Below are 14,582 nucleotides of genomic sequence, written 5' to 3' on the forward strand. Positions count from 1 at the left end.
ATAGCCGGCCTGTCAGGTCAGTTTGACAGGTCAGTCATGTCCGTTGGCATCACCCAGGCGCGACCCGAATCGTCTATCGCGCGTGGACAACGGCAATTGCGAAAGTTGAGGGGTAAGCACGCATGAGTGCGTCCAGCCGCATGAAGATCATCATTCCCATGGTTTCGGCCATGTCGTTGCTGGCACTGTCCGCGCAAGCGCAGGACGCCGCGCCGAGGGGCCCCGGCCAGCCGCCAGGGCAGGGCGCAGGTGGTCCACCCCCGGCCAATCAGAACATGCGCAAGGGTCCTCCGCCGCAGCAGGCCGTGCACCCCGGGCCTCAGCCGGGCGGTCAGGCCCACATGGCGCCGGCCCCAGGAGCAGGGCCAGCAGCCGCTCCCGGCCCGCATGGTCCCGGACCGCGCAATGCCGGTGGCCCGCCGCCGGGATCCGGCCGCTACATGGCACGCGGCCCCGCGCCGGCGCGTGATTGGGGCGGACATGCCTATCGCGGCAACCTTGCCTGGGACGGTGGACGTTGGCGCCACGAGGTCCACAACGGCCGCTCCGGCTGGTGGTGGGATGTCGGCGGCGTCTGGTACTATTATCCCCAGCGGATGGACGGCCCGCCCGCCTACATTTCCGAGGACTATATCGACGATGTGCCGGTGGCCTACGCGCCGCCCGGTCCGCCGGTCGCCTATGAACCGCCGCCTCCACCGCCGCCGGCAGATCCCGGCGCGAGCGCGCTCGGCGGAGCAATCGTCGGCGGCGTGCTTGGCGGCCTGATTTCCGGCAACGCCACGGGTGCGGCCGCAGGCGCCGTGATCGGCGGCGCAACCGGGGCAATCGCCGGCGCCACCGCCGCATCGCGTCCCGGCTACTATCTCGCTCAGGGCAATTGCTATTACCGCTATCCGAGCGGCCAGTATGTGCAGGCCGATCCGCGCGCCTGCTACTGAACCTCTCAAAGCGCAATCCAACACGAATGAGGCGGGCCTGGTGCCCGCCTCATTTGCGTTTGCTTCCACGGGGAGACGAGGTCTGACAACGTTGCGGGGGGCGCACAACCAAGGCGTGCGACCGCGTTGCGCTCAGGAGACCAGCCAGGTCAGGAACGCCATCGCGGCCCAGACCAGGCCGCCGATCCAGATTGTCATCACCAGGACGATGGCGGCGAGGAGGGAGAGACCGAACAGGTCGGTCTTGCGCGATGATGCGTGAGCCCGTGCTGCGGCTTCGGCCTTGTGTGTCATGAGGCGAACAGCCATCCTTCCTGTGTCGCGTTCTTGCGGCGCGTAAGGCGCTGTTTAGCGAACGCGCCGGAACTCGGCTGTGATGCACTTCACAGATCGCCGGAATGAAAGCCGGCCTCACCGGCTTGTGCGCGCGGCGCCCTGAAGCAACACACTGTTGCCGAGCGGACAAAATCCGTCGCAACCGGCTCCGAACGCGAACCCGTCGACGGGGCCGGCTGTTTGCAGAATGAGGAAAATGCGAAGACCGGCGCGATCGGGTTCGCGCTGTCTTCGCGCTTTTGACGTGACGTCGTCTGCGAGAAGCGAGCCCGCGCAGCTCCCGGTCGCAACGACAGATTCGTCGCGGTACCATCGTGCGGAAACGCGCACGCCGGTGCGACTTTCGTCCTCCGCAATCATACGGACGAAATTGCCACGCACTTGTCCATATCGGCTGGTTAAACTTGGCCGCATGTGTACCAAGTACGACCCCCAGCATGAAGCCGAGGCGGCGATGAAGCGCGCCGCGGCGTCCGAAGGGCCCGATCGGCAACGACTGATCGAACTGGCCCTGGCCTGGCATCAGCTCGCTCGCGATCGGCGCGACGACGAGCGACAAAGCTGATTTTCGTCTAACGGACAGCTGCGCCCGATTCGGGATATTGGCATTCGAGTCTTGCCGATCGAGTCTCTTGGCACAAGTCATGAGAAAGCCCCGTGCTCGGGGGGACAAGCACGGGGCCCTTCAAAGCCGACCGGGGCTGGCAGGTCGGCACCACTCTGTTTCGTCGCATCAACGTGCCGATCGCGATCTCGTTCCCGCGCAGCGGTTGCATTTTATCGAAAGAACGACCCGATTAATGCGTGTTGGTCGTGGCTTGCGAAACGTGTCGTTAAGACATGCGTCGTGCCGCATTCTGCGGTGATGATTCGCATTTTGGGAACGGAGCGGAGTCGAACCGTGAACAATCGGAGCGCTCGACCGTGCGGAGCCGAGTTCAGGCCGAAGCCGGAATCACTCCACCGCCGACGGCTCTTTCTGGTGGCCTCGACGCGTCCAGGCGTGAACTGCGGAGGCGAGCTGATGCTGGCTCATGGCGGCATCCGCAATGGACGCCTGCGCCATCTCGATCCGCTTTGCGATCGCGCCGGAGTTGACGTCCACGACTGCGTCGAGCACGAGAAACGACATCGCGACGATCGCCACAGCACAGGCAATCCCCATTCTCGTCAATTCGGCTCGCGGCATCGATCGTCCTAACCGGGCGCAGGTCGCCCGCCGCGCATAGATAGGGCGCACCTGCGCGGTTCAAAGGCCGAGGCGAGGGTGCCCACGCGTTCGTGAAAGATGACGGATGTGTAATGGCGCGTCGACGCGCGCGTTAATGATGAACGCCGGCGCGCGCCAGCAAAACTGAGGCTGGCGATCCCAGCAGGACTCGAACCTGCAACCCGCGGAGTAGAAATCCGCTACTCTATCCAGTTGAGCTATGGGACCGTCCTGGGCCACCCGGTCTAGGGGGGCTGGCTGTCATATAGCATGCCAATATGAAAAATCTGGTGTTTCGCCAAGCCTGAACCGAACCGTTTTCCTCGATGGCGCGACAAAGCGGAACGGCGGAGTGTCAGGGTGCCGGGTTGAGCGGCAGCGTACTGGACGATGGATCACATCGCCGGGGGCGCTGATGAGCTTCCGGGACACGGCTGCCGGACGACTGGTCCGATATGGCTGCGCCACAGGACGGCGTGCGCGGCGATAGCGCGATCGGTCTCCTTTGGGCGTGCCTTGCCATGGCGAATGCGACGTTTTGCACCTCTGGTTCCATCGCCATGAGTCTGTCACCTTTCCGCGCACTTCATGCGCCCGCGGCGTTCGTCCGCGATTTCCGGGAGTCCCTACATGATCGGTCTGGTTCGCGCCGTCACAATCTGCGCCGCGCTGGCGCTTGGCCTGAGCGCCGCACACGCGGCGGATAAGGCGTTTAAGCGCGACGATCTCGCTGATTCCGCCATCAAGCTGGAGGCGCAGATCAAGAGCGAGGCAGGGCCGATCGCCAAGACCGGGGCGACCTTGCGCACCGACGCGGATGCCGCCTTCAAGCGCAACGACTACCGCACCGGGCTCTCGGTCCTCGGCCAGATCGCCGCGGTCACGCCTGACGACGCCGGCAACTGGCTGCGGCTCGCAAAGGTGATCTTCCAGATCACGCCGAAGAGCTCGAGCGAGCAGACCTTCCTGCTGGAGCGCGCCTCGACCGCCGCCTACATCGCCTACCAGCGCGCCGGCAATCCGGGCGAGGAGGCCGATGCGCTCGCCGTGCTCGGCAAATCGCTGTCCGAGCGAAAGCTGTGGCGGCCGGCACTGGATGCCCTGCGGCTGTCTCTGGACATGCGCGAGGTCGCCGACGTTCGCGGGAGCTACGAGAAACTGCGCGACGAGCACGGCTTCCGGCTGCTCGACTATACCGTGGACTCGGATTCGGCGAGCCCGCGCGCCTGCTTCCAGTTCTCGGAAGAGCTGGCCAAGCGCACCGATTTCGCGCCGTTCCTGGCGCTTGCCGGCCAGGACAAGCCGGCGCTGTCGGCCGAAGGCAAGCAGCTCTGCGTCGATGGGCTCAAGCACGGCGAGCGCTACAACATCAATCTGCGCGCCGGCCTGCCGTCGACCGTGAAGGAGGGCCTGCCGAAATCGGCCGAGTTCAACATCTATGTGCGCGACCGCAAGCCGTTCGTTCGCTTCACCAGCCGCGCCTACGTGTTGCCGCGCACCGGCCAGCGCGGCATTCCCGTGGTCAGCGTCAATACGCCCGCGGTGAACGTCAACGTGTTCCGGATCGGCGATCGCAACCTGATCAACACCGTGGTCGACAGCGACTTCCAGAAGACGCTGTCGAAGTACCAGCTTGGCGATCTCGGCGACGAGCGCGGCGTAAAGGTCTGGTCCGGCGAGCTTGCGACCGCGATGACTCTGAACCAGGACGTCATCACCGCGTTTCCGGTCGACCAGGCGCTGGGTGAGCTCCAGCCCGGCGTCTATGTGATGACGGCGGCGGCGAAGGGCCCGGGCAGCGACGACGACAACCAGCTCGCCACCCAATGGTTCATCGTTTCGGATCTCGGCGTCACGGCCTATTCCGGCAATGACGGCATCCACGTGTTCGTCAATTCGCTGGCCTCGACCGACCCGGTCGGCAAAGCCGAGGTGCGACTGGTCGCGCGCAATAACGAGATTTTGGCGACGCGCAAGACCGATGAGTCCGGCCACGTGTTGTTCGAGGCGGGGCTCGCGCGCGGCGAGGGCGGCCTGTCGCCGGCGATGCTGACCGTCACCGGCGAGAAGGCCGATTACGCGTTCCTCAGCCTCAAGACCTCGGCCTTTGATCTGTCCGACCGCGGCGTCGCGGGTCGCGTGGTGCCATCGGGCGCCGACGCCTTCGTCTATGCCGAGCGCGGCGTCTACCGCTCCAGTGAGACGGTCTATCTGACTGCGCTGCTGCGCGACGGGCAGGGCAATGCCGTCAATGGCGGGCCGCTGACCCTGGTGATCGAGCGTCCCGACGGTGTCGAATACCGTCGCGCCGTGCTGGCTGACCAAGGTGCCGGCGGCCGGACGCTATCCGTGCCGCTGAACTCGGCCGTTCCGACCGGCACCTGGCGGGTCCGCGCCTTCACCGATCCGAAGGGAACTTCGGTCGGTGAGACCACCTTCATGGTCGAGGACTACGTCCCCGATCGGATCGAATTTGATTTGTCTGCCAAGGACAAGCTGATCAAAGCTAACGCTCCTGTGGAGCTCAAGGCGGACGGTCATTTCCTCTACGGCGCGCCGGCGTCGGGCCTTCAGCTCGAAGGCGACATGCTGATCGCGCCCGCGAGCGAACGCCCGGGCTTTGCCGGCTATCAGTTCGGCGTCGACGACGAGCAGACCACCTCGAACGAGCGCACGCCGCTGGAGAACCTGCCCGAGGCCGACGCCAATGGCGTGGCGACCTTCCCGGTGACGCTGGAGAAGCAGCCGGCTTCGACCCGTCCGCAGGAGGCGCAGATCTTCGTCCGCATGGTCGAGACGGGCGGGCGCGCCGTCGAACGCAAGCTGGTGCTGCCGGTCGCACCCGCGACCGCGCTGATCGGCATCAAGTCGCTGTTCGGCGACAAGAACGTCGCGGAGGGCGACAAGGCCGAGTTCGACATCGTGTTCGTTTCGCCCGAGGGCAAGACGCTTCCGCGCGACGGGCTGCGCTACGAGCTCCTGAGGATGGAGTCGCGCTACCAATGGTACCGTCAGAACAATTATTGGGAGTACGAGCCGGTCAAATCGACCTCGCGCGTGGCCGATGGTGACGTCATCATCGCCGCCGACAAGCCGTCCCGGATTTCGCTCGCGCCCCAGCCCGGCCGCTACCGGCTCGATGTGAAGTCGAACGATGCCGACGGCCCGGTCACCTCGGTGCAGTTCGACGTCGGCTGGTATTCCGACGGCAGCGCCGATACGCCGGATCTGCTGGAGACCTCGATCGACAAGCCGCAATATGCGTCCGGCGACACCATGACCGTGTCGGTCAATGTCCGTTCCGCCGGCAAGCTCACCGTCAACGTGCTCGGCGATCGCCTGCTGACGACGCAGACCATCGACGTCAAGGAAGGCACCGCGCAGGTCAAACTCCCGGTCGGCAAGGACTGGGGCACCGGCGCTTACGTGGTGGCGACGCTGCGCCGTCCGCTCGACGCGGCCGCCCAGCGCATGCCGGGCCGCGCGATCGGCCTGAAATGGTTCGGCATCGACAAGCAGAGCCGCACGCTCCAGGTCAAGCTGACGCCGCCGGCGCTGATCCGGCCGAACGCGACGCTGAAGATCCCGGTCAAGCTCGACGGCCTCAATCCCGGCGAAGACGCGAAAATCGTGATCGCTGCGGTCGATGTCGGCATCCTCAACCTGACCAACTACAAGCCGCCGGCGCCGGATGATTATTATCTCGGCCAGCGCCGCCTGAGCGCGGAGATCCGCGATCTCTATGGGCAGCTGATCGACGGCATGTCGGGCACGCGCGGCCAGATCAAGTCCGGCGGCGACGCCGGCGCAGCCGAACTGCAGGGCTCGCCGCCCGCGCAAAAGCCGCTCGCGCTCTATTCGGGTATCGTCACCGTCGGCGCCGACGGCAGCGCGGAAGTCAGCTTCGACATTCCGGAGTTCGCCGGCACCGCGCGCGTGATGGCGGTGGCGTGGACGGCTACAAAACTCGGCCGCGCCAACACCGACGTCGTGATCCGCGATCCGGTGGTGCTGACCACGACCTTGCCGCGCTTCCTGCTCAATGGCGACCACGGCACGGTCAATCTCGAGATCGACAATGTCGAGGGCCAGGCCGGCGACTACGTCATCAGCGTCAAGACGGGCGGTCCGGTGAAGATGACCGGCAATCCCGCCACCACCGTCAAGCTCGCCGCCAAGCAGCGCAATTCGTTCGCACTCGCGATCGACGCGACCGCGGCGGGACCGGCGACGCTCGACGTCGACATCAAGGGACCGAATGGCCTGACGCTGGCGCGCCACTATGCGCTCGACGTCAAGGCGGCAACCCAGGTGCTGGCACGGCGCTCGATCCGGACGCTGGCGAAGGGCGAGAGCCTGACGCTGACCTCGGACATGTTCTCCGACCTCGTGCCGGGCACCGGCAGCGTTTCGGTTTCGGCGAGCCTGTCGACGGCACTCGATGCGGCGACGATCCTCAAGGCGCTCGATCGCTATCCCTATGGCTGTTCGGAGCAGATCACGAGCCGTGCCATGCCGCTGCTCTACGTCAACGATCTCGCGGCCGGCGCGCATCTGGCCATGGACACCGAGGTCGACCAGCGCATCCGCGACGCCATCGAGCGGTTATTGGCCCGTCAGGGATCCAATGGCTCGTTCGGCCTGTGGTCAGCCGGAGGTGACGACGCGTGGCTCGATGCGTACGTGACGGACTTCCTCACCCGCGCCCGCGAAAAGGGCTTTGTGGTGCCGGACGTGCTGTTCAAGAACGCGCTGGATCGTATCCGCAACTCCGTCGTCAACGGCAATGAGCCGGAGAAGGATGGCGGCCGCGATCTCGCCTACGGCCTCTATGTGCTGGCCCGCAACGGCGCTGCTCCCATCGGCGATCTCCGTTATCTCGCCGACACCAAGCTGAACAACCTCGCAACCCCGATTGCGAAGTCTCAGCTCGCGGCAGCGCTGGCGCTGGTCGGCGATCGCAACCGCGCGGAGCGGGTCTATGGCGCAGCCCTCGACAGCCTTGCGCCAAAGCCGGTGCTGGAATTCGGCCGCACCGATTACGGCTCGCAGCTGCGCGATGCTGCGGCTCTCGTCTCGCTCGCGAGCGAAGGCAACGCGCCCAAGGCGACGCTGACGCAGGCGGTCGCACGGGTCGAGACCGCACGCGGGCTCACGCCCTACACCTCGACGCAGGAGAATGCGTGGCTGGTGCTGGCGGCCCGCGCCTTGGCCAAGGAGAACCTCGCGCTCGAGGTCGACGGCCAGAGCGTCAAGACCGCGCTCTACCGCAGCTACAAGGCGGATACGCTGACCGGCAAGCCGCTGAAGATCACCAACACCGGTGATGCGCCCGTGCAGGCGGTGATCTCGGTGTCGGGCTCGCCGGTCACGCCGGAGCCGGCCGCGTCGAACGGCTTCAAGATCGAGCGCAACTACTTCACGCTCGACGGCAAGCCCGCCGATATCAGCAAGGTCAAGCAGAACGATCGCTTCGCCGTGGTGTTGAAGATTACGGAAGCGAAGCCCGAGTACGGTCACATCATGGTGTCGGACTATCTGCCGGCAGGCCTGGAGATCGACAATCCAAAACTGGTGTCGTCGGGTGACAGCGGCACGCTGGACTGGATCGAGGACGGCCAGGAGCCGGAGGATACCGAGTTCCGCGATGACCGCTTCACGGCGGCCGTGGATCGCGCCTCGGACTCCAAGGCGGTCTTCACCGTCGCCTACGTCGTGCGCGTCGTTTCGCCCGGCAAATACGTGCTGCCGCAGGCCTATGTCGAGGATATGTACAATCCCTCGCGCTATGGCCGCACGGGTACCGGCACCGTCGAGGTGCGGGCGGCGAAGTGAGGCGTGAGATGAGCGAGGCGCTGAGCAAGAACGTGGATGGCCGGGACAAGCCCGGCCATGACGGCGTGCGGGGCAGGGGACATCGTGTCCTCTCTATCGCCGCGCTCGCGTTCATCCTCGCCATCATCGGCTTCGTCGGCTGGGTCTATTCCCTCGGTCCTCTCCCGTTCGACGAAGCGCGCCGTGTCTCCACCACCGTCGTCGACCGCAACGGCAAACTGCTGCGCGCCTATGCCATGGCCGACGGGCGATGGCGGCTGCCGGTCGATGCCAAAGCCAATGTCGATCCGACCTATCTGAAGCTGCTGTTCGCCTATGAGGACCAGCGGTTCTACAGCCATGACGGGATCGATCCGCTGGCGCTGGGCCGCGCCGCGCTGCAGCTCTCGACGCGCGGGCACATCGTGTCCGGCGGCTCGACCATCTCGATGCAGCTGGCGCGGCTGATGGAGCCAAGGCGGCAGCGTTCGCTCTACGCCAAACTGCACCAGATCGTGCGCGCGATCGAACTGGAGCGGACACTGAGCAAGGACGAGATCCTCAACCTCTATCTCGCGCTGGCGCCCTATGGCGGCAATCTCGAGGGCATTCGCGCTGCGTCCATTGCCTATCTCGGCAAGGAGCCGAAGCGGCTGTCGCTGGCGGAAGCAGCGCTGCTGGTCGCGCTGCCCCAATCGCCGGAGACGCGGCGGCTCGACCGCTATCCCGAAGCGGCGCGCATCGCCCGCGATCGCGTGCTCGACCGCATGGTCGAGGAGCATGTGGTCAGTGTGGACGATGCAAAGCAGGCCAAGTCCGTGCCGGTGCCGAAGCTGCGCAAGCCAATGCCGATCCTGGCGCCGCATGCCTCCGACAGCGCGCTCGCAACGGTCAAGGACGCGCCGGTCATCAAGCTGACGCTGGATTCCAATCTCCAGAGGGTGCTGGAGCCCTTGGCGCGCGATCGTGCCATTGCGCTGGGACCGAACATCTCGGTCGGCATCATCGTGGTCGACAATGAGAGCGGCGACGTGCTCGCGCGCGTCGGCTCGGCCGATTATTTCGATGAGAGCCGGGCAGGGCAGGTCGACATGACCCGCGCCATTCGCTCACCTGGCTCGACGCTGAAACCGTTCATCTATGGGCTCGCCTTCGAGGACGGTTTTGTTCACCCCGACAGTCTGATCGACGACCGCCCGGTCCGCTTCGGCTCCTACGCACCGGAAAATTTCGACATGACGTTCCAGGGCACGGTGCCGGTGAAGAAGGCGCTGCAGCTGTCGCTGAACGTGCCGGCGATCGTGCTGCTGGACCGCGTCGGCTCGAGCCGACTGGCCTCGCGGCTGCGCCAGGCCGGCGGCAATCTCGTGCTGCCCAAGGACGAGGCACCGGGGCTCGCCATGGGGCTCGGTGGCGTCGGCGTGACGCTGCAGGATCTTGTCCAGCTCTATGCGGGCTTCGCCCGGCTCGGCACCACCTGGCCGTTGCGCGAGGTCATGACGGCCGCGGATGACCGCGAGCCGCTGCGGCTGCTGGACCCCGTCGCGGCCTGGCAGGTCGGCAACGTGCTCCTGGGAACCCCACCGCCGGAGAACGCCGCCCACAACCGTATCGCCTTCAAGACCGGAACCTCCTACGGCTATCGCGACGCCTGGTCGGTCGGGTTCGACGGCCGCATGACCATCGGCGTCTGGGTGGGCCGGCCCGATGGCGCCCCGGTTCCCGGTCTGATTGGTCGCATCGCGGCGGCACCCATCCTGTTCGACGCCTTCGCCCGGACCGGCAAGACGCTGACCCCGCTGCCCAAGCCGCCCAAGGGAACCCTGGTCGCCAGCAACGCGAAGTTGCCGTTGCCACTGAAGCGGTTCCGCCCCGTCGGGGAACTCGTGCGGTCCGGGGGCGAGCAGGCGCTCCATATCCAGTTCCCGCTCAATGGCTCCCGGATCGACGTGGATCGCTCGGCCGGAGCCGAGGCTGCCGCCATGCCCGTGAAGGTCGCCGGCGGGGTATTGCCGATGACTGTCATGGTCAACGGTACGGCGCTCGGCGAGATCGACGGGCGCCGCCAGCGCCTGATTGATCCACCCGGCCCGGGCTTTGCACGGCTGACCGTGATCGACGCCACTGGCGCCGCGGACACAGTTGTCATTCGAATTCAATGACCTTGCCTTAAGCGGTTGTGGCGATGGCGGTTTCAGCGTAAGCGGAACCAATGGCCGAGACCTATCCCACGCCCCGTTTTGGAGCGCCCCGAGAGCCGAAAACGCCCGTAAATCCGGGCAGCCGGCTCGTGCTGATGCTCGACTTTGTCACCGCCAGCCACGCCCGCGCTGTGGCCTTCCTCGCGGTGTGCGCGCTGCTGCTGTTCCTGCCCGGCTTCTTCACCATTCCGCCGGTCGATCGCGACGAGGCACGCTTTGCCCAGGCCACCAAGCAGATGGTCGAGAGCGGCGACTATGTCGACATCCGCTTCCAGGAGGACGTGCGCTACAAGAAACCCGTCGGCATCTACTGGTTGCAATCCGCCGCTGTCGAAGTCGCCACCGCGTTGAAGCTGCCGAAGGCCGAACTCCGGATCTGGGTCTATCGGCTGCCGTCGCTGCTGGGGGCGATCGGCGCCGTGCTGATGACCTATTGGGCGGCGCTTGGCTTCGTCACGCGGCGCGCCGCGGTCCTTGCCGGCCTTCTGGTGTGCTCCTCCGTGCTGCTCGGCGTCGAGGCGCGGCTCGCCAAGACCGACGCGATGCTGCTGTTCTGCGTAGTTGCCGCAATGGGCGCGATGTCGCGCGCCTATCTGTCCTGGCAGCGCGCCGAGGACGAAACCCATCCGCCCTGGAGCTGGCCCGCGATCTTCTGGACCGCGCTGGCCGTGGGTATCCTGATCAAGGGGCCGCTGATCCTGATGTTCGCGGGCCTGACGATCATCGCGCTCGCGATCCAGGACCGCGATTCCTCCTGGCTGTGGAAGCTGCGCCCGGTCTGGGGCCTGATGTGGATGCTGGTGCTGGTGCTGCCCTGGTTCGTCGCGATCTTCTGGCGCGCCGGCGATGCCTTCTTCGCCGATTCCGTCGGTGGCGACATGCTGAGCAAGATCGGCGCGCAGGAATCCCATGGCGCGCCGCCCGGACTGTACCTGGCGCTGTTCTGGATCACCTTCTGGCCGGGCGCGCCGCTGGCGGCGATGGCGGCGCCTGCGGTGTGGCGGGCGCGGCGCGAGCCCGGCGCGCAGTTCCTGCTGGCCTGGCTGATCCCGTCCTGGATCGTGTTCGAGGCGGTGCTGACCAAGTTGCCGCATTACGTGCTGCCGCTCTATCCCGCGATTGCGATCCTGACCGTCGGTGCGCTGGAGCGGAATGTGCTGGCGCGCTCCTGGCTGGCGCGCGGCTCGGCCTGGTGGTTCGCGATCCCCGCGGGCGGCTCGATCATCGCGGTGGTCGGTGCTGTCATGCTGACGCGACAGCCGGCCTTCGTGGCCTGGCCGTTCATCGCGGCCTCGCTGATCTTCGGCCTGTTCGCCTGGTGGCTCTACGACAACAACCGTGCCGAACGCTCGGTGCTCAACGCGCTGGTCGCGGCACTGATGCTGGCGGTCGTGGTCTACGGCATCGTGCTGCCGTCGCTCACGCCGCTGTTTCCGAGCATCGAGGTCGCGCGGGCGCTGCGCAACGTCACCTGCGTCGGGCCGAAGGCGGCGTCGGCCGGCTATCACGAGCCCAGCCTCGTATTCCTGACGGGCACCCAGACGCTGCTGACCGACGGATCGGGAGCCGCCGATTTCCTCAGGCAGGGAAGCTGCCGGTTTGCATTGATCGAGCAGAAGTCAGAGCGCAGCTTCGTGCAACGCGCCGAGGCGATCGGGCTGCGCTACAAGGTCGGTACGCGCATCGACGGCTATAATTTCTCGCAGGGACGCGCGATCTCGATCTCGATCTTCCGCTCCGAGGGCACCGAATAAGATGCCTGTAACGACCACCGTCGCGCCGCGCGCAAGCTACCCTGTGCAGCTGTTCGGGGTGGCGGGACACGCGCTGGCGCAGCTCGTGCGCACGCCGTCGCATTCGCGCCGCGCCGCGGCTGCACGAAAACTGGCGCGGCATTCGCTGTGGCTCAGTGCGGCGGGGGCCGCCTTGATCGTCGTGCTGATGGTCGCGTTCGATCGGACCGAGATCCAGCTGATGCCGGCGCGCGGTACGCCGGCGCTCTGGCCGATCCGCATCCTCACCGATTTCGGCAAGGACGAGAATGTGCTCTCCGTGCTGGGGGTCGTGCTCATCGTATTGGCGCTCGTTGCCGCCGCGATGCACGGCACACGCCGCGCGCTGCTGCTCGGATTCGGCACCCGGCTGCAATATCTGTTTCTGTCCGTTGCCCTGTCGACGTTCGTCACCGATGGCCTGAAATATCTCATTGGCCGCGGCCGTCCGTTCGTCGGCGGCAAGGCCGATCCGTTCAACTTCATCCCGCTCGAGGGGACGGGGGCCTATGCCAGCCTGCCGTCGGGGCATGCGGCGACGGCGTTCGCACTGGCCTTTGCGGTTTCGGCACTCTGGCCGCGCCTGCGCGTGTTCATGTTCACTTACGCAATCGTGATCATACTGACGCGCTTGGTTCTGCTGGCGCATCACCCGAGTGACGTCACGGCCGGTGCGCTGGTCGGCATGGTCAGCGCCATGGCCGTCCGCTACTGGTTTGCGGCGCGCCGGCTCGCTTTTGCCATCCGCGCCGACGGCACCATCGTGCCGCTTCCGGGACCGCTTCCCAGGCGCCTCAAAAGGGTTGCCCGCGGGGCATCTGCCCCATAAAAGCGGCTGCTTGCCGGGGCTGCCGGTTCCCCAGGTCGCAGGCCAATTCCAACCACGAGCTTCGATTTGTCGTCGTCCCAGCCTTCGGTTTCCATCGTCGTCCCCGTGCGCAACGAAGTCGACAACATTGTGCCCCTGATCGAGGAGATCACAGCCGCGCTCGATGGCCGCTGGGCCTATGAGATCATCTATGTCAACGACGGCTCGACCGATGCGACCGGCGAGCGGCTCGCGTCGATCATGGCGCAGCGGGACAATCTGCGGCAGTTGCGTCATGCCAGGTCGGGCGGCCAGTCGGCGGCGGTGCGCAGCGGCGTGCGCGCGGCCCGTGGCGCGATCGTGGCGACGCTCGATGGCGATGGCCAGAACAATCCCGCCTTCCTGCCGGACCTGATCGCGGCGGTCGAGAGGAGCGCGAATGTCGGGCTTGCCGCGGGACAACGCGTTGGCCGCAAGGACACCGGTTTCAAGAAATTCCAATCGCGCGTAGCAAACGGCATCCGCAATAGCATCCTGAAGGACGGCACGCGCGACACCGGTTGCGGGTTGAAGGCATTCCGGCGCGACGTCTTCCTGACCATGCCCTATTTCGACGGGCTGCATCGTTTCCTCCCGGCATTGGTTCGCCGTGAAGGTTTTGACATCGCCTATGTCGACGTGATCGACCGGCCGCGCCATTCAGGCGTGTCCAATTACGGCTTCTTCGACCGGCTGTGGATCGGGATCATGGATCTCGCCGGCGTGTGGTGGCTGATCCGCCGCAAGAAGCCGACGCCAGAGGTGACTGAGGTGAACGCATGATCATCCAATACGGCCAGGCGCTGAGCAACTATCTCTACGACGTCTTCGTCGCCAAGTTCGATTTCTGGCTGGCCTTCGGCCTGGTCGCGCAATTGTTCTTCACCGCCCGCTTCCTGGTGCAATGGATCGCGAGCGAGCGCGCCGGCAACAGCGTGGTGCCGATGGCGTTCTGGTTCTGCTCGATGGGCGGCGGGTTGATGACGCTGGTGTACGGCGTCGTGAAGCGCGAGCCCGTCATCATCCTCGGGCAGGCGCTGGCGACGATCATCTACATCCGCAACATCATGCTGATCATCAAGAACCGCGGCCGCACGTCGAAGACGCTGGAGCGCTGATCCAGGAAACCGTCGAGAATGACCTGAAACGGACGTTGCAGCCCCAATCCGGGGCGCCTCCTGCGGTACGCGCAGCGGCTTCCAGGATCGTGTCTATTCGACGAACTCCAGCAAGGTATTCAGCGCTAGCCGCGCCGGCACGACCAGCCGGCCCGGGTTTCGAACGAACTCGATGTTCTCAGTTTGCAGGGCCTGCGCTACCTTGGCCAGCGATACCGTGCGGAAGGTGAGCCCCGCCATATAGGTGCCGCGTCCTTCTCCATCCGGCGCCGACGGACCAAACTGATCCTTCAGCACTGCCTCGGTGATGATCTCGATGTGCGCGCTGCCCGCCACCACGTTC

General features: G+C 65.9%; 10 protein-coding genes and 1 tRNA gene. 7 read left to right on the forward strand and 4 right to left on the reverse strand.

The window, feature by feature from the left end; genetic code table 11:
- Positions 1-122: 122 nt before the first annotated feature.
- Positions 123-941, forward strand: coding sequence for a hypothetical protein (locus NLM32_RS24150; protein WP_254131363.1), 819 nt, complete (start codon positions 123-125; stop codon positions 939-941).
- A 132-nt stretch (positions 942-1,073) separates the two neighbouring features.
- Here NLM32_RS24150 and NLM32_RS24155 read toward each other — a convergent pair whose 3' ends face one another.
- The 3 genes from NLM32_RS24155 to NLM32_RS24165 form a co-directional block, all read right to left on the reverse strand.
- Positions 1,074-1,250 (reverse strand): hypothetical protein, encoded by a 177-nt coding sequence (locus tag NLM32_RS24155; protein WP_254131364.1) that lies wholly within the window; start codon positions 1,248-1,250, stop codon positions 1,074-1,076.
- A gap of 982 nt (positions 1,251-2,232) precedes the next feature.
- Positions 2,233-2,466, reverse strand: coding sequence for a hypothetical protein (locus tag NLM32_RS24160; protein ID WP_254131365.1), 234 nt, complete (start codon positions 2,464-2,466; stop codon positions 2,233-2,235).
- Positions 2,467-2,638: 172 nt separating this feature from the next.
- Positions 2,639-2,715 (reverse strand) — tRNA-Arg (locus NLM32_RS24165).
- A 402-nt stretch (positions 2,716-3,117) separates the two neighbouring features.
- Here NLM32_RS24165 and NLM32_RS24170 point away from each other — a divergent pair.
- The 6 genes from NLM32_RS24170 to NLM32_RS24195 all read left to right on the forward strand — a co-directional run bounded on the left by NLM32_RS24170 (position 3,118) and on the right by NLM32_RS24195 (position 14,239).
- Positions 3,118-8,322 (forward strand): alpha-2-macroglobulin, encoded by a 5,205-nt coding sequence (locus NLM32_RS24170; RefSeq protein WP_254131366.1) that lies wholly within the window; start codon positions 3,118-3,120, stop codon positions 8,320-8,322.
- Positions 8,323-8,330: 8 nt separating this feature from the next.
- Complete coding sequence (gene pbpC, locus NLM32_RS24175; protein WP_254131367.1) at positions 8,331-10,463, forward strand: penicillin-binding protein 1C; 2,133 nt, start codon at positions 8,331-8,333, stop codon at positions 10,461-10,463.
- A 50-nt stretch (positions 10,464-10,513) separates the two neighbouring features.
- Entirely contained in the window at positions 10,514-12,256 is a 1,743-nt protein-coding gene (locus NLM32_RS24180; RefSeq protein WP_254131368.1) for a glycosyltransferase family 39 protein, read from the forward strand.
- Position 12,257: 1 nt separating this feature from the next.
- On the forward strand, positions 12,258-13,103 hold the full coding sequence (locus tag NLM32_RS24185; protein ID WP_254131369.1) for a phosphatase PAP2 family protein: 846 nt from the start codon (positions 12,258-12,260) through the stop codon (positions 13,101-13,103).
- A 66-nt stretch (positions 13,104-13,169) separates the two neighbouring features.
- On the forward strand, positions 13,170-13,904 hold the full coding sequence (locus NLM32_RS24190) for a glycosyltransferase family 2 protein (RefSeq protein WP_254131370.1): 735 nt from the start codon (positions 13,170-13,172) through the stop codon (positions 13,902-13,904).
- Positions 13,901-14,239: a lipid-A-disaccharide synthase N-terminal domain-containing protein gene (locus tag NLM32_RS24195; protein ID WP_254131371.1), complete on the forward strand. Its 339-nt coding sequence runs from the start codon at positions 13,901-13,903 to the stop codon at positions 14,237-14,239. The genes NLM32_RS24190 and NLM32_RS24195 overlap by 4 nt, the downstream gene beginning before the upstream one ends.
- Before the next feature lie 93 nt (positions 14,240-14,332).
- On the opposite strand, the gene NLM32_RS24200 is transcribed toward NLM32_RS24195, so the two are convergent.
- Positions 14,333-14,578 (reverse strand): hypothetical protein, encoded by a 246-nt coding sequence (locus NLM32_RS24200; RefSeq protein ID WP_254131372.1) that lies wholly within the window; start codon positions 14,576-14,578, stop codon positions 14,333-14,335.
- Between the last annotated feature and the right edge of the window lie 4 nt (positions 14,579-14,582).

Origin of the sequence: Bradyrhizobium sp. CCGUVB14 (assembly GCF_024199935.1) — a bacterium.
GTDB lineage: Bacteria > Pseudomonadota > Alphaproteobacteria > Rhizobiales > Xanthobacteraceae > Bradyrhizobium.